At 51.4% G+C, this 23,443-nt stretch carries 23 protein-coding genes and 2 pseudogenes; 16 read left to right on the plus strand and 9 right to left on the minus strand.

Annotated elements, in window-relative coordinates; genetic code table 11:
* Positions 1-36 precede the first annotated feature (36 nt).
* On the plus strand, positions 37-885 hold the full coding sequence (gene rhaR / locus J4645_RS20355; protein WP_000013296.1) for an HTH-type transcriptional activator RhaR: 849 nt from the start codon (positions 37-39) through the stop codon (positions 883-885).
* Here the strand turns inward: rhaR and rhaT are convergent.
* On the minus strand, positions 882-1,916 hold the full coding sequence (gene rhaT, locus J4645_RS20360; protein WP_000063541.1) for an L-rhamnose/proton symporter RhaT: 1,035 nt from the start codon (positions 1,914-1,916) through the stop codon (positions 882-884). The genes rhaR and rhaT overlap by 4 nt on opposite strands.
* Before the next feature lie 618 nt (positions 1,917-2,534).
* Between rhaT and J4645_RS20365 the strand changes: the two genes are divergently transcribed.
* Positions 2,535-3,218 (plus strand): oligogalacturonate-specific porin KdgM family protein, encoded by a 684-nt coding sequence (locus tag J4645_RS20365; RefSeq protein WP_000378721.1) that lies wholly within the window; start codon positions 2,535-2,537, stop codon positions 3,216-3,218.
* Positions 3,219-3,375: 157 nt separating this feature from the next.
* Here the strand turns inward: J4645_RS20365 and J4645_RS20370 are convergent, their stop codons facing one another.
* The 3 genes from J4645_RS20370 to J4645_RS20380 are packed head-to-tail and all read right to left on the minus strand — an operon-like array spanning position 3,376 to position 6,193.
* On the minus strand, positions 3,376-4,683 hold the full coding sequence (locus J4645_RS20370) for a TRAP transporter large permease (protein ID WP_000566800.1): 1,308 nt from the start codon (positions 4,681-4,683) through the stop codon (positions 3,376-3,378).
* On the minus strand, positions 4,676-5,191 hold the full coding sequence (locus J4645_RS20375) for a TRAP transporter small permease (RefSeq protein WP_001091413.1): 516 nt from the start codon (positions 5,189-5,191) through the stop codon (positions 4,676-4,678). The genes J4645_RS20370 and J4645_RS20375 overlap by 8 nt, the downstream gene beginning before the upstream one ends.
* 18 nt (positions 5,192-5,209) lie before the next feature.
* The gene (locus tag J4645_RS20380; RefSeq protein WP_000812816.1) at positions 5,210-6,193 is read right to left on the minus strand and encodes a TRAP transporter substrate-binding protein; all 984 of its coding nucleotides are present in this window, start codon (positions 6,191-6,193) and stop codon (positions 5,210-5,212) included.
* A 328-nt stretch (positions 6,194-6,521) separates the two neighbouring features.
* On the opposite strand from J4645_RS20380, the gene sodA reads away from it, so the two are divergent.
* From sodA to J4645_RS20395, 3 genes are all read left to right on the plus strand, one after another.
* The gene (sodA, locus tag J4645_RS20385) at positions 6,522-7,142 is read left to right on the plus strand and encodes a superoxide dismutase [Mn] (RefSeq protein ID WP_000122632.1); all 621 of its coding nucleotides are present in this window, start codon (positions 6,522-6,524) and stop codon (positions 7,140-7,142) included.
* A gap of 69 nt (positions 7,143-7,211) precedes the next feature.
* Positions 7,212-7,901, plus strand: a complete 690-nt coding sequence (gene yiiM / locus J4645_RS20390) for a 6-hydroxyaminopurine reductase (RefSeq protein WP_000559225.1) — start codon at positions 7,212-7,214, stop codon at positions 7,899-7,901.
* Positions 7,902-7,912: 11 nt separating this feature from the next.
* A complete protein-coding gene (locus J4645_RS20395) occupies positions 7,913-8,308 on the plus strand; it encodes a nuclear transport factor 2 family protein (RefSeq protein ID WP_000133441.1) in 396 nt (131 codons plus the stop codon).
* Between the two features lie 50 nt (positions 8,309-8,358).
* On the opposite strand, the gene cpxA is transcribed toward J4645_RS20395, so the two are convergent.
* Both cpxA and cpxR read right to left on the minus strand, forming a co-directional pair.
* Positions 8,359-9,732: an envelope stress sensor histidine kinase CpxA gene (gene cpxA / locus J4645_RS20400; protein ID WP_000580402.1), complete on the minus strand. Its 1,374-nt coding sequence runs from the start codon at positions 9,730-9,732 to the stop codon at positions 8,359-8,361.
* Entirely contained in the window at positions 9,729-10,427 is a 699-nt protein-coding gene (gene cpxR, locus J4645_RS20405) for an envelope stress response regulator transcription factor CpxR (protein ID WP_001033731.1), read from the minus strand. The genes cpxA and cpxR overlap by 4 nt, the downstream gene beginning before the upstream one ends.
* A gap of 150 nt (positions 10,428-10,577) precedes the next feature.
* Between cpxR and cpxP the strand changes: the two genes are divergently transcribed.
* The 11 genes and pseudogenes from cpxP to J4645_RS20460 all read left to right on the plus strand — a co-directional run.
* Entirely contained in the window at positions 10,578-11,078 is a 501-nt protein-coding gene (gene cpxP / locus J4645_RS20410) for a cell-envelope stress modulator CpxP (protein ID WP_001233463.1), read from the plus strand.
* A 147-nt stretch (positions 11,079-11,225) separates the two neighbouring features.
* A complete protein-coding gene (fieF, locus tag J4645_RS20415) occupies positions 11,226-12,128 on the plus strand; it encodes a CDF family cation-efflux transporter FieF (protein WP_001077322.1) in 903 nt (300 codons plus the stop codon).
* A 184-nt stretch (positions 12,129-12,312) separates the two neighbouring features.
* Complete coding sequence (gene pfkA, locus J4645_RS20420) at positions 12,313-13,275, plus strand: 6-phosphofructokinase (RefSeq protein WP_000591793.1); 963 nt, start codon at positions 12,313-12,315, stop codon at positions 13,273-13,275.
* A 203-nt stretch (positions 13,276-13,478) separates the two neighbouring features.
* Entirely contained in the window at positions 13,479-14,468 is a 990-nt protein-coding gene (locus J4645_RS20425) for a sulfate ABC transporter substrate-binding protein (protein WP_000758713.1), read from the plus strand.
* A 100-nt stretch (positions 14,469-14,568) separates the two neighbouring features.
* Positions 14,569-15,324, plus strand: coding sequence for a CDP-diacylglycerol diphosphatase (locus tag J4645_RS20430; protein ID WP_023214534.1), 756 nt, complete (start codon positions 14,569-14,571; stop codon positions 15,322-15,324).
* Between the two features lie 264 nt (positions 15,325-15,588).
* The gene (locus tag J4645_RS20435; protein WP_001636335.1) at positions 15,589-16,923 is read left to right on the plus strand and encodes an MFS transporter; all 1,335 of its coding nucleotides are present in this window, start codon (positions 15,589-15,591) and stop codon (positions 16,921-16,923) included.
* 10 nt (positions 16,924-16,933) lie between these two features.
* On the plus strand, positions 16,934-17,893 hold the full coding sequence (locus J4645_RS20440) for an aminoimidazole riboside kinase (protein WP_000646489.1): 960 nt from the start codon (positions 16,934-16,936) through the stop codon (positions 17,891-17,893).
* A 9-nt stretch (positions 17,894-17,902) separates the two neighbouring features.
* Positions 17,903-18,943, plus strand: coding sequence for an ADP-ribosylglycohydrolase family protein (locus J4645_RS20445; RefSeq protein ID WP_023214535.1), 1,041 nt, complete (start codon positions 17,903-17,905; stop codon positions 18,941-18,943).
* Between the two features lie 62 nt (positions 18,944-19,005).
* Positions 19,006-19,728 (plus strand): GntR family transcriptional regulator, encoded by a 723-nt coding sequence (locus J4645_RS20450; RefSeq protein WP_001528882.1) that lies wholly within the window; start codon positions 19,006-19,008, stop codon positions 19,726-19,728.
* A 97-nt stretch (positions 19,729-19,825) separates the two neighbouring features.
* Positions 19,826-19,951 (plus strand): annotated as a pseudogene (locus J4645_RS20455) (hypothetical protein); the annotation flags it as partial.
* A gap of 45 nt (positions 19,952-19,996) precedes the next feature.
* Positions 19,997-20,137 (plus strand): annotated as a pseudogene (locus J4645_RS20460) (CDP-diacylglycerol diphosphatase); the annotation flags it as partial.
* Positions 20,138-20,226: 89 nt separating this feature from the next.
* Here the strand turns inward: J4645_RS20460 and J4645_RS20465 are convergent.
* The 3 genes from J4645_RS20465 to lsrR form a co-directional block, all read right to left on the minus strand.
* On the minus strand, positions 20,227-20,577 hold the full coding sequence (locus J4645_RS20465) for a cupin domain-containing protein (protein ID WP_001173080.1): 351 nt from the start codon (positions 20,575-20,577) through the stop codon (positions 20,227-20,229).
* Between the two features lie 13 nt (positions 20,578-20,590).
* Positions 20,591-22,183, minus strand: a complete 1,593-nt coding sequence (lsrK, locus tag J4645_RS20470) for an autoinducer-2 kinase (protein WP_000113082.1) — start codon at positions 22,181-22,183, stop codon at positions 20,591-20,593.
* Positions 22,184-22,271: 88 nt separating this feature from the next.
* Positions 22,272-23,231 carry a transcriptional regulator LsrR gene (gene lsrR / locus J4645_RS20475; protein ID WP_001283049.1) on the minus strand — a complete coding sequence of 320 codons (960 nt, stop codon included), beginning with the start codon at positions 23,229-23,231 and terminating at the stop codon, positions 22,272-22,274.
* Between the last annotated feature and the right edge of the window lie 212 nt (positions 23,232-23,443).

Below are 23,443 nucleotides of genomic sequence, written 5' to 3' on the forward strand. Positions count from 1 at the left end.
GCGCCATCCGGCAAGCATTCAACATGAGGTGCTGCGGTGGCAAATCAGTTAATCCTTTTGAAAAAAGATTTTTTTACTGATGAGCAGCAGGCCGTTACGGTTGCCGATCGCTATCCACAGGATGTTTTTGCGGAACATACGCATGAGTTTTGTGAACTGGTGATGGTCTGGCGGGGCAATGGCCTACACGTTCTTAATGAGCGCCCATACAGAATTACCCGCGGCGATCTGTTTTACATTCGTGCTGAAGACAAACACTCCTATACCTCCGTTAACGATCTGGTGCTGCAAAATATCATTTACTGCCCGGAGCGTTTGAAACTCAATGTAAACTGGCAGGCGATGATTCCCGGCTTTCAGGGAGCGCAGTGGTATCCTCACTGGCGGCTGGGCAGTATGGGAATGAATCAGGCGCGGCAGGTCATTAACCAGCTTGAACATGAGAGTAATGGGCGCGATCCGCTGGCGAATGAGATGGCGGAATTGCTGTTTGGTCAACTGGTGATGACGTTAAAACGGCATCGCTACGCGACCGACGATCTTCCGGCAACCTCCAGAGAAACCCTGTTGGATAAATTAATTACCGCTTTGGCTAATAGCCTTGAGCGTCCCTTTGCGCTGGATGCGTTTTGCCAGCAGGAACAATGCAGCGAACGGGTGCTGCGGCAGCAGTTTCGCGCCCAAACCGGGATGACGATTAATCAATATTTACGCCAGGTCCGTATTTGCCACGCGCAGTATCTGCTTCAGCATAGCCCGCTGATGATTAGCGAGATTTCGATGCAGTGCGGTTTTGAAGATAGTAATTATTTTTCAGTGGTGTTCACGCGGGAAACCGGGATGACGCCGAGCCAATGGCGTCATCTCAGTAATCAAAGCGATTAACTGGCCATGCCTAAACCGACAATATTCGCCGCGATAATAATTACCACGCAGCCGAGGCTTAATACGGCAACGGGACGGCGGCCAGCATTTTTCCACTCTTTTAGCACCAGACCGACAAGCCCCCCGCACAGCACATAGAAGCTCATGTGCAGCATCCAGCTCATGTAGTCATATTGCGCTGGAATGCGCGCGTGACCCCAGGCATAGAAAAAGAACTGTAAATACCACATCAGACCGCCAAGCGCGGACAGCAGAATATTGCTGATAATCAACGGTCTTGCCAGCGAGAAGTCAGCTTTTATCGACAGATTTTGCACTTTTGCCAGGCGGATAAAACAGAAACCGAGGTTCACCAGCGCGCCGCCGCCCATAATCACCACGTAACTCGGCAGCGCGACATAGAGCGGGTCAACGCCAAGCGCGGCAGCAGCTTCATGCATCGGTTTCGCGGCGTTCATGGCAAAAGACATCCCCGCCGAGAAAATACCGCACATCACTGCCAGCAGAAGCCCTTTCTTCAGATTGAACTCCTCCGCTTTAATGCCCATTTTGCGTTCTTTTAACTGTCCGGCGCGCGTCACAATCCCGACGCCGATCAGCGCGACAAAAACGCCAAGTAGCGTCATGCGTCCCCCTTCGGTATGGATTAACACATCGAAGTTACCGTTGATGATAGGCGTCATCAGCGTGCCGACGATAAGCGTAATGCCGATAGCGATGCCGATACCCATCGACATCCCGAGATAACGCATGGTCAGACCGTAGTTAATATTGCCGATGCCCCACATGGCGCCGAACAGAAAAACCGGTAAAAGGGTGGAGAGGTTAAACTGTCCATAATAGGCCCAGAAATCAGGCAGTAACAGAGCGCTAATTGTCCACGGCAGAATAAGCCAGGAGACGATGCCGCCCACTGACCACATGGTTTCCCATGACCACTGTTTCACTTGCTTGAACGGAGCATAGAAGCAGGCTGCACTGGCCGCCCCTATCAAATGCCAGAAAATACCCATCGTAATCGCGTTACTCATGACATGTTCCTCATTATTTTTTATGGACGGGATACCCCTTCCGTTTGCATGAGTTTAAAAATTACGCCGCCTGGTAACCTTATAACGATTGCCGCCGTTGGGTGTATTCTGGCAATCAGCACGTTAATGAAGTGATTAACTTCACGTTTTAAAAAAGTCGGAGCGCATCATGACCGTCTGGATGTTATTTAAATCAGTGGGTAATATTGGTTTTCTAAAATACCTTCATCATAACGACACGAAACGACTTAGCTGGCAACAATGCAAAGAAAACGCTGCGTGAGATCACATAATGGGAATAGTCTGACTTACCGTTTGATAAAAGGGTAGTTATACAGTAATTATTTAGTTGTTTTATTTGTATTTACAATTTAAATATATTGAAATTAACGTTAGGAATCAATGAAATATAAATATAGGGAAATCCCTATATTGGCTTTGTTGATGGTGTTTTGATTTTTATGTTATATGGCGAATATAAATTTCATTTATTTTATTTTGCTTTTTGAACATTATCCCAATTTTAAATTAAAGATCTTTGCCTATATTGTCGCCATTCACATTGCGTATTATGGTTGTAACGGCCTGACATAAAACAACGTTTTAATTTTAAATTAAATGGATTCTGTTATGAGAAAATCTCTTTTCTTACTATTACCTCTTGTTGTAACAAATGCGCATGCAGTATATGTCGATGTTCGTCATGAATATCTTGATGATAGTAAAGCTAACTATGACCGTGCGTATATTTCTCATCGGTTTGCGAATGGTGTTGGTTTTGCGATAGAAGCTATCTCAAAATCAGGCGGGGATGACACCAATAAAGCGTTTAATGACCTGGAAACACAGGGCAACGAATATACGATAAGCTACCAATTTAAAACCGGTGATGTCGCCTGGCAACCGGGTTTTGTGCTGGAAACCGGCAATGGTTACTCTACCTATAAGCCTTACTTCCGCGCGACGTGGACATTAAATGAAAGCTGGTGGGTTGGTGCGCGCTATCGTTTTGAATATGTACGCCGTTCTTCTGATATCCGTGATGATGATACCATCAATCGTATGGATGTCTGGGCGGGTTATAAATGGAACAACTTTGACTGGACAATCGAAGGAATTTATAAGAAAGCTGATAAATATGATCTTTACGATGGCGGCAAAGATAACTATGAATATAACTTCAGAACTGCCTATATTATTGATCAATGGTCGCCATTCGTTGAGGTAGGTAATGTTTCCGTCAATAGCAACAGCGATGAAAGACAAACCCGTTTCCGCGTGGGTATAGGCTACACATTCTAATCATTATCCCTGTTTATTATTTATTCCCTTTTCCGGCTACTTTATAGGTAGCCGGTTTTTTTTACCTGGTGATGACCTGCGGATAATTATTATCGTGCGTTGGCCGGATAAGACGCGAATCGCCATCCGGCAACGAGATGTGCAGGAAACTATGCGCTTACATGATGCCCAGTAGACGGGGTAAGAACAGTGTGATTTCCGGAATGTAGGTAATTAATAACAGAACGCCGATAATCGCGCCGTAAAAAGGCAGCAACGGTTTAATCACTTCCTCAACTTTGACCTTACCGACGCTCGCCCCGACATATAAACCACTGCCAACTGGCGGCGTAATAGTGCCAATCGCCAGGTTATAGATCATGATAATGCCGAAATGCACCGGATCGACGCCCAGTTTAGCCATGATCGGCAGCAGAATCGGGGTAAAAATCAGAATGGCCGGACCGATATCCATAAATGCGCCGATAATCAACAAAAAGACGGTAATGACTAACAGGATAACCAGTTTATTGGCGGAAATACCGAGGATCATATCGCTCAGCGCCGCAGGAATATTGGTGATCGACATCGAGAAGGACATCGCCGAAGAGGTTGCCAGCAGGAACATGATGACCCCGGTCATTACCACTGTCTGGAGCAAAATCGAAGGCAAATCCTTAATTTTCAGCGTGCGGTAAAACACCATCGTCAGCAATAACGTATACACCACGGCAATCGCGGAGGCTTCAATGGCGGTGAAAATCCCCTGCACAATGCCGCCGACAATAATCACGATCAGCAGCAGGCTGGGAATGGCCTCAACGGCAACTTTTAGCGCCATGCCTTTTTGGACGGTGAAGAAAACCCGATAATTTCGACGCTTAGCGACCACCAGCGTGACCAGCATACAGCCAACGCCCCACAGCACTCCCGCGACCAGACCGCCAGCGAACAGAGCGGCAATCGATGTTCCCCCGCTTGCCAGCGCATAAAGGATAAAAGCCGTGGTGGGTGGAATTAACATTCCCGTCGGCGCGGAGGCGATATTCACCGCGGCCGCAAAGCCGCGATCGTAACCTTCGCGCGCGCTCATCGGCACCATCACGCCGCCGATAGAGGTTGAGGCGGCAATTGCCGATCCGGAAATTGCACCGAACATCATATTGCCGACGATGTTGGTGTAAGAGAGCGAGCCGGGCAGTTTGCCAGTAAACAGTTTGGCAAAATTGACCAGTCGGGCGGCAATTCCCCCGCTATTCATGATCACCCCGGACAAAACGAAGAACGGCACGGCCAGCAAGGCAAAACTGTCCAGGCTGGAGAACATTTTTTGCGCGGTGGCGAACATCGAAATATCGAAAGGCAGTACCAGCATCATGGTGCTGAAAGAGGCGATGACGATGCAGATCCCGATAGGCGCGCCCATGGCCAGTAAAACAACAAAGACGGCAATTAGCGTACAGGACGCAAAAATAGGGTCAATCATGTGATTTCTCCAGAGTGTGCTCAGTGGTATCCGTGGCGGAATGGATAGCTTTCAGGGCGTCAACGATATTTAGCAGCCCATAGAGGATGATCAGTACGCCCGCGCAGGGGAGCGCGTAATAAATTTTCCCCATCGGAATGCCCAGCGCAGGGGAGATTTGCAGCATAGAAATCGCAGAAATCTTTAAGCCGCCGATAATCAATACCCAAATGGAAAACGCGATAAAAATGACCTGCAGGATAATATCCCACCAGCCGCGAATCGTCGGCGACACCTTATCCAGTAAGAGAGTCAGGCTGATATGCTGTTTCTGACCGGCGACAAAAGCCATGCCCAGCATTGATACCCACACCAGGAGAAATCGCAGCATCTCTTCGGTAAGGGTGCTGGGAACGCCCAGAATGTAGCGGCTCACCACCTGCCAGCAGGCGATGCCAACCATTATCGCCAGCACCAGGCAACAGATAGCGCCCAGCAATAAATCAAGTCCTTTTCTGAATGTGTTCATCTTAATTTCCTGATTAGATTAATTTTTTGCTGTCTGGATACGTTGATACAGCCCGTAAAGCCGCGGTTTGTTTTTCAGGCCGTCGTAAATAGGCTGTACTGCCTTCTGGAAGGGTTTTTTGTCGATCTCGTAGAATTCAACGTTGAAATCTTTTACCGCCGCCAGCCTGGTTTTCTCTATTTCCTTGTCCCATGCGGCTTTCTCAAATTCGATCGACGCCTTGATGGCGGCTTCGACGATGCGCTGCTGTTCCGGCGTCAGCTTTTCCAGCGTGAGAGTACTCATTAGCAGGATATCGGGAATGCGGGTGTGCATATCGTAGGTGTAATAACGGGCGACTTCGCCGTGGCGGGCGATGGTGAGAGCGAACTCATTGTTTTCCGCGCCGTCGAGAATGCCTTGTTGTAACGAGGTATAGACCTCCGCCTGACTCATGGCGATGGGCGAAGCACCCAGCAGTTTGAGGGTTTGGATCGCCGTCTCACTCTGCATGACGCGGATCTTCTTCCCGCGTAAATCCTCAATGCGTTTAACCGGCGCTTTGCTCATATAAAAATTACGCGCGCCGGAATCATACCAGCCTACGCCGACAAACCCCTGTGCGGCGGTGGACTGATAAACAGGCTCCATCACCTGTGGGTTATCCATTACGCGGTAGTATTCATCGACGGTGGCAAACAGGTAGGGAAGTGAGAACACGCCGTACTCAGGCGAAAAACTCTCCATCAGCCCGGACGACACTTTAGTGATGTCGACGACGCCGACCTGCGTCAACTCCACCAGTTCGCGCTCGCCGCCAAGCTGTCCGTCCGGGAAGTACTGTACTTTGATATCGCCGCCCGTTTTCTCTTCAACTTGCTGCCCCAGGAAGTGCAACGCATCTTTTACCGGCTGGCTATTTTCAGCGTAGGCCAGGCGCAAAATGGTTTCGCCGTGGGAGAAGAAAGAGAGTGTGGAGAGTAAGGCCAACGTAGCCAGACGTATAAAACCAGGTTGCTTCATAATTCCCTCGCAATTGTAATAATTTACCGGGAATGTAATTGCATGGTGAAATTATAACCTTCTTGATTTTGCCACCGATGACAAAATTTGGCACCAAAAGAAAGATTTTGAAACCCTGTTTCACATTTCATGATTTCCAGGAATTCATCAACAGACGGTTTCGGTTGGAGGCGTAAAAAACGGTTTTTTTCAGCGGATGCCGTAACGTTTATAACCCTGGAAAAAGTACGGCATTGATAATCATTTTCAATATCATTTAATTAACTATAATGAACCAACTGCTTACGCGGCGTTAACACTGTGCCGCTCGACAATAATGGAGATGATTATGAGTTATACACTGCCATCCCTGCCGTACGCTTATGATGCACTGGAACCGCACTTCGATAAGCAGACGATGGAGATTCACCACACCAAACACCATCAAACCTATGTCAACAACGCTAACGCGGCGCTGGAAAACCTGCCTGAGTTTGCTGACCTGCCGGTTGAAGAACTGATTACTAAACTGGACCAGGTGCCAGCGGACAAAAAAACCGTGCTGCGTAACAACGCCGGCGGCCACGCTAACCACAGCCTGTTCTGGAAAGGGCTGAAAAAAGGCACCACTCTGCAGGGCGACCTGAAAGCGGCTATCGAGCGTGACTTCGGTTCCGTTGACAACTTCAAAGCTGAATTCGAAAAAGCAGCAGCAACCCGTTTCGGCTCCGGCTGGGCGTGGCTGGTGCTGAAAGGCGACAAACTGGCTGTGGTTTCTACCGCAAACCAGGATTCCCCGCTGATGGGTGAAGCCATTTCCGGCGCTTCCGGCTTCCCGATCCTGGGTCTGGACGTGTGGGAACACGCTTACTACCTGAAATTCCAGAACCGCCGCCCGGACTACATCAAAGAGTTCTGGAACGTGGTGAACTGGGACGAAGCAGCAGCGCGTTTCGCCGCTAAAAAATAATTTGCATTGCACGTCTGTAGAAGCGAGTCTGATGACTCGCTTTTTTTGTATCCGCGTAAGGAGCAGCAGATGCATTATCCGGTTGACGTGTTTATTGGCAAAATTCGTGACTATGACGGCAGCCGCCCGAGCGCTATCGCCAAGGTGCAAATCGACGGCGAACTTATGCTGACCGAGCTGGGTCTGGCAGGCGATCAGCAGGCCGAAAAGAAAATCCACGGCGGCCCCGACCGCGCGCTATGCCATTACCCCCGTGAACACTATGCTGATTGGATTCGCCAGTTCCCCGAGCAGGCGACGCTGTTTTGCGCCCCGGCGTTTGGCGAGAATCTGTCGACGGACGGAATGACCGAACACAACGTGTTTATTGGCGATATCTACCGCTGGGGCGAGGCGTTGATCCAGGTCACTCAGCCGCGCTCTCCATGCTTTAAACTTAATTTCCACTTTGCCATCAGCGACATGGCCCTCCTTATGCAGAACAGCGGAAAAACCGGCTGGCTGTATCGGGTCATTGCGCCAGGTAAAGTCTCCAGCGATGCACCGCTGGAACTGGCGTCGCGTCTGAGCGATGTCTCGGTTCATGAAGCGGGTGTTATCGCCTGGTCTATGCCGTTTGATGACGAACAATATCATCGGCTGCTGAGCGCCGCCGGGCTGTCGGCGAGCTGGAGCCGCACCATGCAGAAGCGTCGTTTGAGCGGCAAAATTGAAGATAGCGCCAGACGGCTGTGGGGTGATAAAACTCCGCCAAAATGAAAGGAAGGGTTATGACTGAAGCTGAAAATGCGGTGGCGATCGTAAAAGAATTTTTGGTGGCCTCGATGATTCCTGATGCTGAACGCGCCGCAACGTATATGCACCCGGAGGTGAAAATTACCTTCACCGGAGGCCGGGCGATGGCGGGCGCGGCAGATATCGCGCAGTTTAACGGCGCTCGCTACAAGTGGGTGAAGAAGGCGCTGGGCGAGTTTGATGCGGTGCAGCATGATGATTACGTTGTGATTTATTCCAACGGTACGTTGTATGGCGAATGGCCCGACGGTCGCCCGTTTGCCGATAACCGCTTTATCGACCGCTTCGAAGTGCGCGATGGCAAAATTACCCGGATGGACGTGTGGAATGACAGCGCCGAGTGGATTTTAGCGCCAGACATTTCCCGGTAAATCTCGACGGCGAGATAAAAAATCGGCCTGCATTCGCAGGCCGATGGTTTTTAGGTTCGCTTGTACAGCGGTAGCCACAGCGTGAGCCGCAACCCGCCGAGCGGGCTATCGTCAGCCTTAACCCAGCCGCGGTGCTGCTGCATGGCGCTTTCGACAATCGCCAGACCCAGGCCAGTACCACCGGATTCACGGTCGCGCGCCTCATCAGTGCGATAGAACGGACGGAAGATCTGCTCACGGTCTTCAGGGCTGACGCCCGGCCCGTCGTCATCGACCGTGATCGTAATACCGTCTTTATCCACCGAGAAGCCGACTTCAATCTTCGTATGTGAATAGCGCAGCGCATTACGAACAATATTTTCCAGCGCGCTTTCCAGCGCGTTTGGGTTGCCATAGAGCGGCCACGGCCCCGGCGGATAATTTACCGTTAGCGACTTGCCCATCTGTTCGGCTTCAAAGGCGGCGTTATCCAGCACTTCGCCCCATAGCTGATTGGCTTTCATCGTTTCGCTGACCAGCGCGTTTTTCTGTTGGTTACGCGACATCACCAGCAGGTCATTGATCATGCTGTCCAGACGCTGCGCTTCGGTTTCAATACGCTCCAGCTCTTTGCTTTCGCCGCCACGACGACGCAGCAGCGCGGTACCCAGTTGCAGGCGCGTAAGGGGCGTTCGCAGCTCATGGGAGATGTCTGACAGCAAACGCTGCTGCGAGGTCATCATCCGTTCCAGCGCCGTCACCATCTGGTTAAAACTGGCGCCAGCGGCGAGGAACTCCTGCGGACCCGCCTCCAGCTCCGGATGCTGACGCAGGTTGCCTTGCGCCACTTCATCAGCCGCGTTTTTCAACTTACGCGCCGGTTTCGCCAGACTCCATGCCAGCCATAGTAAGAGCGGCGAACTGACCAGCATCGTGACAATGAGCAACAGGAGCGGGCGGTCAAACAGCAGATTAATAAAATCGGATTGCGAACTGCTGGCCGGTCGAATCAGGTAAAGCTGGTAATTATCCTCTCCGTCGCGAACGGAGAACGGCCCCACCATCTCTACGCGGCCATATTTTTTCTTCTGCGGATGATCGGCGTTATCCGCCTGACCAATGAAGTTACGAATGATCTGCATTTCGCTGCGTTCAGCGCCGATCACGCGTCCTTCAGAGGTCACCAGTAATAACCGCTGTCCAGGCGGCGCCCACTTATCAATTGCGCGGAACAGGCGACGCCACCACATCAGGTCGTTGGGCGGATCGTTCGCAAGTTCAGCTTCTACATGTTGCTCTATCATCAATCCCTGGCGCTGTTCGCTGTCCAGCAGCTCGGTCATCTGGCGTGAATCGAGCTTGGGCAACATCAGTACCAGCATTAGCACCAGCGCCAGCGTCAACCAGAAGATGGCGAAGATGCGCGCGGTTAAACTTCCTATCATGAAGCGGAAACCATCAGATAGCCGCGACCACGCAATGTTTTAAACCACGGGTGACCGTCTTTGCGTTCCGGCAGTTTGCGGCGCAGGTTAGAAATATGCATATCAATGGCGCGATCGAACGGCGTCAGGCGCTTACCCAGCACTTCCTGGCTTAAATGTTCACGGGAAACCACCTGGCCTAGGTGTTGCGCCAGCAAATAGAGCAGGGTGAACTCCGTACCGGTCAGCTCCAGCGTTTGGCCATCGAAACTGGCTTCCTGGCGGCCCGGATTAAGGCTTAGCGCATCGACTTCCAGCGTCGGCGAGCCGTTGTCGCTGCTCTGCTGCTGTTCGCTCCAGTGGGAACGGCGCAAAATAGCCCTGATGCGCGCTACCAGCTCGCGGTCGTTAAACGGTTTGGGCAAATAGTCGTCCGCGCCCAGCTCAAGGCCGAGAACGCGATCCAGCTCGCTGCCGCGCGCGGTCAGCATAATGACAGGCGTCTGGTGTGTCTGGCGAAGCGCTTTCAACGTATCGATACCGTTTTTCTTCGGCATCATGACGTCAAGCAAAAGTAAATCGATGCTGTCATCCAAAAGCTCAAGCGCCTGCTCGCCGTCGTGGGCCACCAGGACATTAAAACCTTCCATTTCGAGGAGCTCTTTTAACAGGGAAGTCAGCTCTCGGTCATCATCAACTAACAGGATTTTATTCATTGTTTACGTACCTCCGAGGCAGAAATTACGTCATCAGGCGTCGCTAATCCATGACTTTACGTTGTTTTACACCCCCTGACGCATGTTTGCAGCCCGAATCGTAAACTGTCTCTCGTTGAATCGCGACAGAAAAGATTTTGGGAGCAAGCGATGCGCAAAGTTACCGCTGCTGTTATGGCCTCAACGCTGGCATTCAGTTTTTTAAGCCACGCAGCTGAAGTTGTTACAAGCGATAACTGGCACCCCGGTGACGGGGCCACGCAGCGTAGCGCGCAAAATCATATGTTTGACGGCATAAGTTTAACCGAACATCAGCGTCAGCAGATGCGAGATCTTATGCAGCAGGCAAGGCACGAACAGCCTCCTGTTAATGTTAGCGAAATGGAGACAATGCATCGGCTTGTCACCGCAGAAAAATTTGATGAAAGCGCTGTGCGCGCTCAGGCAGAAAAAATGGCGCAAGAGCAGGTCGCCCGCCAGGTCGAAATGGCCCGCGTGCGTAACCAGATGTATCGCCTGTTAACGCCGGAGCAGCAAGCGGTTTTGAATGAAAAGCATCAGCAACGAATGGAGCAACTGCGCGACGTGGCGCAATGGCAAAAAAGTTCATCGTTGAAATTATTGAGTAGTAGCAACTCACGTTCCCAGTAACAACCCTGTTTTCCTTGCCATAGACACCATCCCTGTCTTCCCCCACATGATGTGGGGGTTTTTTTTATCTCCAGTTTGTCATTCTGTTATTAGCTTACTGTTTTAAACCATCCGTTATACTACCGGCAGAAGATAGCGGGAGTATTTATGAATCAAACCTATGGACGGCTGGTTAGCCGGGCGGCTATCGCGGCAACGGCGATGGCATCAGCGTTACTTTTGATCAAAATTTTTGCGTGGTGGTATACGGGATCGGTGAGTATTCTGGCGGCGTTGGTGGACTCGCTGGTGGATATTGCCGCGTCATTGACGAATTTGTTGGTCGTGCGTTATTCGCTGCAACCCGCAGATGATGAACACACGTTTGGGCACGGTAAAGCGGAGTCGCTGGCGGCACTGGCGCAAAGTATGTTTATTTCCGGTTCGGCGTTGTTTCTGTTTTTGACCAGTATCCAGAATCTGATTAAGCCGACGCCAATGAACGACCCCGGCGTGGGGATTGGCGTTACCGTCATCGCTCTGATATGCACTATTATACTGGTCACGTTTCAGCGCTGGGTGGTACGCAAGACCCAAAGTCAGGCGGTACGGGCGGATATGCTTCATTATCAGTCTGATGTTATGATGAACGGAGCGATTCTTATCGCGCTTGGATTATCCTGGTACGGTTGGCATCGTGCGGATGCTCTGTTTGCGTTAGGTATCGGCATCTATATTTTGTATAGCGCGTTGCGTATGGGGTATGAGGCGGTGCAGTCATTATTGGATCGCGCGCTGCCCGATGCGGAACGACAGGAAATTATTGATATCGTGACGTCATGGCCGGGAGTCAGCGGCGCGCACGATCTCCGCACGCGGCAGTCAGGGCCGACCCGCTTTATTCAGATTCATTTGGAAATGGAAGATAATCTGCCGCTCGTTCAGGCGCATTTAGTGGCTGAACAGGTAGAGCAGGCGATTTTGCGGCGTTTTCCGGGTTCAGATGTCATTATTCATCAGGATCCCTGTTCAGTCGTCCCCACGGAAGGCAAGAAGTTCGAGCTTGTATAATTGATTGTTAAAAAGTGAGCCAGGCCAGCATTTTGTGTATAAATTACCGCCATTTGGCCTGACCTGAATCAATTCAGCAGGAAGGGATTGTTATACTATCTGTATATTCGTTGGATCGTTTCGAAGTGCGAAATCGGCTTCCGGCAATAGATTTCATTTTGCATTCCAAAGTTCAGAGGTAGTCATGATTAAGAAAATCGGTGTGTTGACAAGCGGCGGTGATGCGCCGGGCATGAACGCGGCAATCCGCGGTGTTGTGCGCGCAGCGTTGACGGAAGGGCTGGAAGTCATGGGCATTTATGACGGCTATCTGGGCCTGTATGAAGATCGTATGGTTCAGCTTGACCGTTACAGCGTATCTGACATGATCAACCGTGGCGGTACTTTCCTCGGTTCCGCCCGTTTCCCGGAATTCCGTGACGAAAATATTCGCGCTGTCGCGATCGAAAACCTGAAAAAACGCGGTATCGATGCGCTGGTAGTTATTGGCGGCGACGGTTCTTATATGGGTGCAAAACGTCTGACTGAAATGGGCTTCCCGTGCATCGGTCTGCCAGGCACTATCGATAACGACATCAAAGGCACCGACTACACTATCGGCTACTTCACTGCTCTCGGCACTGTAGTGGAAGCGATTGACCGTCTGCGTGACACCTCCTCTTCTCACCAGCGTATCTCTATCGTTGAGGTGATGGGCCGTTATTGCGGCGACCTGACGTTGGCGGCGGCTATTGCTGGCGGCTGTGAGTTTATCGTGGTGCCGGAAGTTGAATTTAATCGCGAAGATCTGGTGGCGGAAATCAAAGCCGGGATCGCGAAAGGGAAAAAACACGCTATCGTCGCTATCACCGAACATATGTGTGATGTTGATGAACTGGCGCACTTTATTGAAAAAGAAACGGGCCGTGAAACGCGTGCGACGGTGCTCGGCCACATTCAGCGCGGTGGTTCCCCGGTACCTTACGATCGCATTCTGGCTTCCCGTATGGGCGCGTATGCTATTGACCTGCTGCTGGAAGGCCATGGCGGTCGTTGTGTTGGTATCCAGAACGAGCAGCTTGTTCATCATGACATCATCGATGCGATTGAAAACATGAAGCGTCCGTTCAAAAGCGACTGGATGGAGTGCGCGAAAAAACTGTACTGATTGTTTTTGCGCGCCTGATGGCGCTACGCTTATCAGGCCTACAGGTTGCAGAAACGTGTAGGCCGGATTAGGCGCTAGCCGCCATTCGGCAATCCCTCAGATTTATTCCTCGAAGTTATAGCCAATCTTTTTTTATTCTTTAATGTTTGGATCTCTTTCTGGCACGCTTTGCTCATCACAACACAACATAAGCGAGTCGGGCGATGAAAAAGTGGGGCGTGGGGTTCACATTATTGCTGGCGTCAACCAGCATTCTGGCAAAGGATATTCAGTTACTTAACGTATCGTACGATCCAACGCGTGAGCTGTACGAGCAGTACAACAAAGCGTTTAGCGCGCACTGGAAGCAGGAAACCGGCGACAACGTCGTGATCCGCCAATCGCACGGCGGTTCGGGTAAACAGGCGACTTCCGTTATTAACGGCATTGAAGCCGATGTCGTGACGCTGGCGCTGGCTTACGATGTGGACGCTATTGCGGAACGTGGTCGTATCGATAAAAACTGGATCAAGCGTTTGCCGGATAACTCAGCACCTTACACCTCCACCATCGTTTTCCTGGTCCGTAAAGGCAATCCAAAACAAATTCATGACTGGAACGATCTGATTAAACCGGGTGTGTCGGTGATTACGCCAAACCCGAAAAGCTCCGGCGGCGCACGCTGGAACTATCTGGCAGCATGGGGCTACGCCCTGCACCACAACAATAACGATCAGGCCAAAGCGCAGGACTTTGTCAAAGCCCTGTTTAAAAACGTTGAAGTGCTGGACTCCGGTGCGCGTGGCTCAACCAATACTTTCGTTGAACGCGGTATCGGTGATGTGCTGATCGCCTGGGAAAACGAAGCGCTACTGGCGACGAATGAACTGGGTAAAGATAAATTCGAGATAGTGACCCCGAGTGAATCTATTCTCGCAGAGCCGACCGTTTCCGTGGTCGACAAAGTGGTGGAAAAGAAAGACACCAAAGCGGTAGCGGAAGCGTATCTCAAGTATCTCTACTCGCCGGAAGGGCAGGAGATAGCAGCGAAAAACTTCTACCGTCCGCGCGATGCTGACGTGGTGAAAAAATACGACGATGCGTTTCCGAAGCTGAAGCTTTTCACCATTGACGAGGTGTTTGGCGGCTGGGCGAAGGCGCAAAAAGATCACTTCGCTAATGGTGGTACGTTCGACCAAATCAGCAAACGCTAAACCGTTTATAAACCCGGTAACGTATTATGTTACCGGGTTTTTTCTTTGCCACAATTTTGCGTTACTCTTCCCCGTCTATGGGTCACAGGGAACGCATAACATGAAAAAAACAGGTTACTTTTTACTGGCGGTGATAGTGATTGTTGCCGCGGCGGGCGTCGGTTACTGGAAATTTTCCGGCAATCCTGATGCATTACGGGAAATCGTGCTTGAACAATGCCTGCCCGATCAGTTACAGCATCAAAATCCAGCGCCTTGCGCGGAAGTCAAACCTCGCGCCGGCTATGTCGTCTTTAAAGATCGTCACGGTCCGTTGCAATATTTATTGATGCCCACCTACCGTATCAACGGTACAGAAAGCCCGCTATTGCTGGAACCCGCTACGCCCAACTTTTTCTGGCTGGCCTGGCAGGCTCGCGGCTATATGAGTAAAAAATACGGGCATGATATTCCGGATAGCGCAGTCTCGCTGGCGATTAATTCGCGGCTTGGTCGTTCACAGGACCATTTGCATATCCATATTTCTTGCATCCGTCCTGACGTTCGGGAACAACTGGATAACGATTTCACGCGCATCAGCACTCGCTGGCTTCCGCTACCGGGCAACCTGATGGGGCATGAATACCTGGCGCGCCGGGTAACCGAGAGCGAACTGGCGCAGCGTAGTCCGTTTATGATGTTGGCGGAAGAGGTGCCGGAAGCGCGCGATCATATGGGACGCTATGGGCTGGCGGTGGTACGCCAAAGCGATGGCTCTTTTGTCCTGCTGGCGACCGAGCGTAACCTGCTGACGCTTAATCGCGCATCGGCGGAAGAGATTCAGGACCATAGTTGCGCCATTTTGTCTTCCCGCTGATTTTCGTTCCACCCTCTGCTCATTATCTTATTGATTCTTATCCCGGTTTAAAACTGGGGTAAGATCGTGTCTATAAAAATATGTGAAACCGATCAAAAGATATAAAGGTATACCTTTATATCTTTTTGTGGTTGGTTACACTCTCTTCATAGCCTCCATAGATTGTCTGGTGGATGGCTTATATATAAAAACGTTTTTATTTCATGTAGTGACATCATTAATTGTTCACCAGATTTGCGCTGTTAAGCGTAAAGGAATATCAACATGAAACTTTCTATCGTGGAAAAAATCGGCTTCGGCGCGGGAGATATGGCGATAAACGTTGTGATTATCGCCATGCAGCTGCTCCTCGCCTATTTCTATACCGATATCTACGGCCTGAGCGCCGCTGATGTTGGCGTACTGTTTGTGGTTGTGCGGATGATTGATGCCATTATCGATCCGGCCATGGGGGTTCTGACCGATAAACTGAACACGCGCTGGGGGCGTTACCGCCCGTGGCTGCTGTGGTTTGCTATTCCTTTTGGCTTCGCCGTTTATTTGATGTTTATTACGCCTGATATGGCTTATATGGCCAAACTGGCATGGGCCTATGGCACTTATATTCTTATGACCCTGGTCTATACCGCGATCACCATTCCCTATATTTCGATGATTGGCGTGATTACCAGCGACCCCGTCGAACGGTTAAGCGCCAACGGTTATCGTTTTGTGATGACCAAGATTGCCGCTTTCCTGGTGACTATCGTCGTACCGATGCTTGCCGTCTGGCTGGGGCAGGGCAACAAGGCGCTGGGCTATCAGTTTTCGATGGGGCTGATGGGGGCGATGGGCGCCCTGCTGTTTATCTTCTGTTTTCTCACCACGCGTGAACGCAGCGAGCCGGAAATTACCTCGCTATCGGTGGGGAAACAGTTTAAATATCTGTTACGTAACGATCAGTGGATTATTCTCGGCGTTGTTATTCTGCTGCTGATGTGCGGTTATGTTATTCGCGGTTCCGTTGCCGCTTATTACGCTAAGTATTATCTGAACGGCGGAGATAGCCTGATTTCACCCTTCCTGACTACCGGCGTCATCGCTTCAATTTTAGCGATGATCGCCACCACCTGGATAACCAAGTTCTGGGACAAAATTAAGATGTTCCGCTACACCCAGATTATTACCTTTGTCCTGAGCGCGCTGATGTATTTCTCCGTCGGGCGTGAAAATCTTGTCCTGGCGTTTGCGTTCTATTTTCTTATTAATTTCTTCTGCGATATGCAAATGCCGGTGTTCTGGTCCTCTATCGCCGAAGCGGTGGATTACGGAGAAAAGAAAACCGGCCTGCGCGTTTCCGGGTTGGCGTTTGGCGGCATCCTCTTCTTCCAGAAGTTTGGGATGGGGATCGCGGGCGGGATACTCGGATTCCTGCTGAGCCACTTTGGCTATCAGGCCGATGTTGAACAGACCGCACGTTCGCTCACCGGTATTGCGCTGATGATGACGCTCATTCCGGCTCTGTTCCACCTTGCGGTTGGGCTGCTTATGAAAAAGTATCTGATTAATAATGAATATTATCGAGATATTCAGCTTGCCCTGGCGCAGAAACAGGCATAAGGAGGCGCAAATGAAGGCCATGAATAAGGTTTGGGTTATCGGCGATGCCTCCGTTGACCTGGTACCGGAAAAGCAGAACAGCTATCTGAAATGCCCCGGCGGAGCGTCGGCGAATGTGGGGGTATGCGTTGCCAGGCTGGGCGGAGAGTGCGGTTTTATTGGCTGTCTTGGCGACGATGACGCCGGCCGTTTCCTGCGCCAGGTTTTTCAGGATAACGGTGTGGATGTCTCTTTTCTACGCATGGATCCGGCCCTGACCAGCGCGGTGCTGATCGTCAACCTGACGGCTGATGGGGAGCGCAGCTTTACCTATCTGGTGCATCCGGGTGCCGATACCTACGTCTCGCCGCAGGACCTGCCGCCGTTCAGGCAGCACGAATGGTTTTACTTCAGCTCAATTGGCCTCACCGACAGGCCCGCTCGCGAAGCATGTCTTGAGGGAGCGAGAAGAATGCGTGAAGCGGGTGGTTACGTACTGTTTGACGTCAATCTGCGCAGCAAAATGTGGCGCAATACCGATGAAATCCCTGAGCTGATCGCCCGCTCCACCGCGCTGGCTTCTATCTGTAAAGTCTCGGCAGATGAGCTGTGCCAGCTCAGCGGCGCCAGCCACTGGCAGGATGCGCGTTATTACCTGCGCGATCTGGGCTGCGACACCACCATCATTTCGCTGGGGGCCGATGGCGCGCTGTTGATTACCGCCGAGGGGGAGCTCCATTTTCCCGCACCGCGCGTCGATGTCGTCGATACCACCGGGGCAGGCGATGCTTTTGTCGGCGGCCTGCTGTTCACCCTTTCCCGCGCAAATTGCTGGGATCATGCCCTGCTGGCGGAAGCCATCAGCAATGCCAATGCCTGCGGCGCTATGGCGGTGACGGCAAAAGGCGCAATGACCGCTCTGCCGTTTCCCGACCAGCTAAACACTTTTCTGTCCAGCCATTCGCTGGCACAAGCCATGACCGTGAAATAAGGAGTCATCATGCACGTTGATCAAAACAAAATACTGGGATGCCTGGTGGGTGCCGCCGCCGCGGACGCGATGGGAGCCGCGACGGAAGTACGCACCCAGCAGCAAATAAAAGACTATTTTGGCGGCTGGGTGACGACCTTTCAAAAACCGCCTGCGGACACGTTTGGCCGCTGCAACGAAGCAGGGATGTGCACGGATGATTTTATTCAGGCGAAGTACATTATGGACGCGCTGCTGCGCCATCAACGCCAGGTCAGCGACGAGGCGATGCGCGAGGCTTTTCAGCAGTGGCTGGATTACCCGTACTACGCCAACTTTACCGGCCCGACGACGCGTGCGGCAATGAAGGCAATATTCAATGATAACCGTGCCTCTTTACAGGGTGAGCTGGAAGGCGAGAAACAGTCGGTACAGATTATTAATAAGGGTAACGCGGAGGCAACGAACGGCGCCGCCATGAAGATTTGGCCAGCGGCGGTGCTGCATCCGGGTGATATTGACGCGGCGATTGACTGCGCGCTGCAGATTTGCCGCTTTACCCATAATAACGTGCTGGCGATGTCCGGCGCAGCGGCGATGGCGGCGGCAACCAGCGAGGCGTTAAGAGCGCAGACCAATGTAGACAGCATTATTGCCGCCGGTATTTACGGTGCGCAAAGGGGCTATCTGCTGGCGCAGGAGCAAGGGGCGATGATGGTGGCAGGTCCTTCCGTTGCCCGACGCATTGAACTGGCCGTAGATATCGGTAAACGTCATCGCCATTGGGAAACGGCGGTGGTGGAACTTGCTGATATTATTGGCTCCGGGCTGCACGTGAGTGAAGCGGTGCCGGCGGCCTTTGGCCTGTTCGCGTGTTGTCCGAATTCTGCGGTAGATGCTATTATCTCCGGCGTTAATATCGGCAATGATACTGATACTGTCGCCACCATGGTTGGGGCGATTTCCGGCGCATTCCATGGCGTGGAGGCTTTTCCCGCCGATTATTTAACGACTTTGGATCGTATGAATCATTTCGATTTGGCAGAACTGGCCAGGCAAATCGCAGGGTAGCGAATTCACCCTGCCGGGGACGGTAAAACGTCCCCTGCTGGCGAAGACGTGAGGTGCGCAGCTTGCAGGTTGATAAAACGAGCTTTACTCCGCTTTATAAGCAACTATTTTTTATCATCTGTCAGCAGATCCAGAACGGGTCTTTGCCTTTGGGTAGCCAACTACCGACGCAAAAAGAGATTGCCAGATCCTACAACGTCTCGCTGATTGTGGTTAAACAGGCCTGGAGCGAATTAATCAATGCGGGCATTATTTCGTCGCAGCGCGGGAGTGGTTCGGTGGTGTGCTCGGTACCGGAAGGCGTGAGCTACGGCCACACGTTTCGCGGTATTACCCGCGATCTCCAGGACGCCAGCGTGGCGATTGAGAACCGTATTCTGGAAATCGCGCCGCGCCGCGCGCGCGACGCTCAGGCAGACGGCTTGAGCCTGCCCGCACAGCATCACTATCTCTATATTTCGCGTATTCGTTGCCTGAATAACCGTCCATTTAACCATGAGAAAATTTATCTCGATCTTAGCTTCTTTCCCGATCTGCAACTCACACCGCAGGCGCTGGAGCATACGTCGCTTTATTCGTTATTAAACGTCACAAGCGACTCGGCGATAGAAAAAGTTGAGGCGATTTTACCTTCCGCTGACCTGTGCGAAAAATTGCAAATCGCCGCCAATAAACCGCTGTTATCTGTCGCCAGACAGACGTTTCAGGCCGGGAAGGACAGCCCTTTTGAGTATTGCCGCTATTACGTGCTGTCTGAATACTTTGGTGAAATTCATTATCACTGATCTGTCCGCTTAATCCTGCGATAACCTCACTATATCTGGCGTTTACCTGCCTGACTGTCCGTCGTATTCTTGCTGAAAAAATCGTCAGGAGACAGGTATGTCGCTCTGGTTGTCCCATCCTCTTTTCCTCCCTTCCATCATCGTTGGCGTTACTATCCTTCTGTGGGCGACTTCGCTACTGCCGGAGTTTATGACCGCACTGCTATTTTTTGCTGTGGCGATGGGACCAGGGAAAGTTCCTGCGCGGGCGGGGATGCTGTGATGTATCGCGCTGGCGGGGGTACGCCAAAGCGATGGCTCTTTTGTCCTGCTGGCGACCGAGCGTAATTTACTGACCTTCAATCGCGCTTCTGCCGAGGAAATTCAGGATCATCAGTGTGATATCTTGAACCAACAGGTCATCAAATGACAGCTTGATATTGCATTAACGAATGCCGTTTGGAGGCCGGACAAGGCTCTCGTGGCGCTATCCGGCAAAATCTGGCGATGGCGCGGGCGTTACCAGGCCGGTGGATCCGCGGGGTGGCTGTCATTTTCCAGATGCGGCGATTTAATAAACACGCCTTTCCAGGGTTTATCGCCGTTATTAATGAGATAATGCGCCTCCCCAGGTTCGCACTGTAAAACATCTCCAGTTTGCAGGATATGAGGTGTTCCTTCCAGATACAGGCACACTTCACCGCTTAGGGTATAAAAAATCTCACAAGCGGTATTATGGCGATGGTTAGGGAATGACTGCCCTGGTTGTAGTATAACGACGCCCATATCGCAGCCCGGCCCACGGATTAAGTATTTAGGGCCATTATCGCCAAAGCGGTATTCATGATTCTTCTCATTCGTTTTTTGCATGCTTATTCTCCTGTTACAGGCCTGGCGCTTTCCAGAGGGATGTCGTTAAGCCACCATCGACCAGCGCGCGTTGATCCTGATAAACGGCCTGCCATTTTTCTCTGGCCTGCTGATAGACAGCGAAATTTTCAGGATTAGGTTTATGCTCCCGATCCCAGCGCACTAGCTTTTCTCCCGTTTCCGCCAGCGACGGCCAGATACCCACGCCAACGCCTGCGGCAATAGCGCACCCTAACGCGGTAGCTTCTTTGACGACAGGTACGTGAACGGTGAGTCCCGTAACGTCGGCAAGGATTTGGCTCCATAATTTGCCTTTAGATCCTCCGCCGGCAAAAACCAGCGAATCGGCCTGTACGCCGGAAAACGCGGCAATTTGCTGTAAATTGCAGGCGGAAACAATGGCGGCATTCTCTTCCAGCGCGCGAAATAGGGTCGCTTTATTACACTTTTCAGGATCGATAGACAGATTGATAAACGACGGCGCGGCGTGGTACCAGCGTTTAAAACGCATAACGTCAGAGAAGATGGGCATCACACCGTGCGCGCCGGGAGGCACCCGGCTGGCCATATCTTCCAGCAGGGAATACGCATCAATACCTAACCTTTCAGCGATTAGTTTTTCCTCAGCGCAAAAGGCGTCGCGGAACCAACGCATCGTTAACCCAGTAAAAAAGCTAATAGACTCGGTTTGTACCATACCGGGGATCACATGAGGATTGATGCGAACGTTCATGTTTGGGTCGGTGACCGGCGCGGGAAGATTGACGACCTGTTGCCAGAAGGTTCCTCCCAGCACGGCCGTTTGCGCCGGGCGTACGACGCCCAGCCCCAGACAGCCTAACTGCACATCGCCGCCGCCAACGATGACCGGCGTACCCGCTTGCAGGTCGCACTGTTCAGCCGCTTTCTGTGAAATGTGACCGAGCAGCGTCCCGGTTTCTTTTACCGGCGAGAGAATGTCAGAACGCAGGCCCGCCATCTGTAACAGGCTACGTTTCCAGTTGCGGGTCACCAGATCCAATAACCCCGTCGTGCCTGCGTTGGAGGGATCGACCGCCAGTTCGCCGCTGAGCATAAAGGCCATCCAGTCGCTGATCATAGTGACGGTTGACGCGCGATGATAAATATCCGGACGATGGTGGGCAAGCCAGAGCAGACGCGGAATAGCGCTGAGCGCCAGCGTTTGCCCGGAGCAACGATAAACTTCCTCCTCAAAGGTGTTATCGTGCAGCTCTTTTAATTCACTGACTTCGTGCGCCGCGCGGGCGTCAACATTAGCGCAGGCCCAAATTGGTTCGCCGTTACTGTCATAAATAACAATGCCTTCACGCATCGAACAGGCCGATACGGCAGCGATAGCCGTTGCAGGGATGGCGGCTTTCTGTAGTGCCTGACGGATACACTGGCAAGCCAGTTGCCAGTTTTTGGCAAGATCAAACTCCATCGAACCAGGCACATCCGGCACGGCCAGATGCTGCCATTCCGCTTGACCGACAGCTATTTGCTTTCCTTGTAGATCAAAAATTACTGCTCTGACGCTACCGGTACCGGCGTCAAGAGCCATCAGGTAATGTCCTGATTCAGTATGGGTACAGAGTCGAGCCATTTTTTTATCCTCGGCTATTTTTACATCGTTACATAAAATCCTGTCAGTTATTGTTTATTGAATTGAGGTAAGTGTTATTTTATTTTTTTTATTTTTCAATAAGTTGAATTATTTTTCCTGCGGTTTTCTGATCGGTAACCAGCGCATTGATATAGTTACCGCGCATAGCGGCAATAATAGCTTCTGCTTTTTGTTCGCCGCCGGCGACGCCAATCACGGTTGGGATCGTGGAAAGTGAATTTAACTTCAGGCCAATTAATTCGTTATGGATTTTGATGTCTGGAATAATTTCGCCATGAGCATCAAAAAAATAGCCCAGAATATCGCCTACTGCGCCTTTGCGGCCAATCATGAGTTGTTCACCCTGAGTGATATAGCCGGATTTTAAGATACTGGCTTGATCTTTCTGGTTAATTGCCCCAATCCCCACGATGGCGGCATCGGCAGCTTGCGCTGTGAGCATCACATCCCGCACGCTATTTTCATTGCGCAGCGTGCAGGCAATTTCCTGCGATGATGCGCGCAGCGGCGCGGGCATAATACTTACGCTACAAGCGGCATCAAGCTGGCCTATTCCGGTCATATACGGCCCCACGCCGCCGGATAACGTGACCAGTCGGATTTGTTGCGCCGAGATAAATCCGCTGAGGCGTTTTAATGTGGTCATCGTGGCTTCGCCAAAGCCGACGGCCAGCAGTTGCTGTGGCCGCAGTGACTCCATCAACATATGGGCGGCGCCGATTCCTAAGCGCAGACCAATATCGGCATCGGGTAATGCCGGCAGCACGCGGATATTCTGCAATGCGAAGTGGTTGCGCAAGGCATTTTCATACTCAAGACACCCTTCGAAGCGGGAGTTGATTTGTACGCGAATAATACCGGACTGATGCCCTTTCTCCAGCAGACGAGAAACCTTTAGCCGGGTTAGCCCCAGACGCTCGCTGATTTCACTCTGCGTCAATCCATCGTGATAGTAGAACCAGGCAATACGCGCCACCTGCTCTTCTTCGCACATTCCATAATCAGATACCAACGTATTATCGCTCATTGTCATAACCTGGCTTTACTTTGAACATTTCTAAATCATTAACACAATTGTTCAGTTATCACTCCGAAATAACCGTGATTAACGCCACAAAAACGCGTCAAATCTGAACATTTATCATATAAAAATTCATTTATTCAGAAAACGTGATCTGGATGAGAGTTTTTTGACCAAATAACTACTACCGTTTTGAACAATTTCTTTTTCAAAAAACA

This window comes from Salmonella sp. 32082101201600294FB01SM01 (assembly GCF_017572865.1).
In the GTDB taxonomy this organism is placed as follows: Bacteria; Pseudomonadota; Gammaproteobacteria; order Enterobacterales; family Enterobacteriaceae; genus Salmonella; species Salmonella enterica.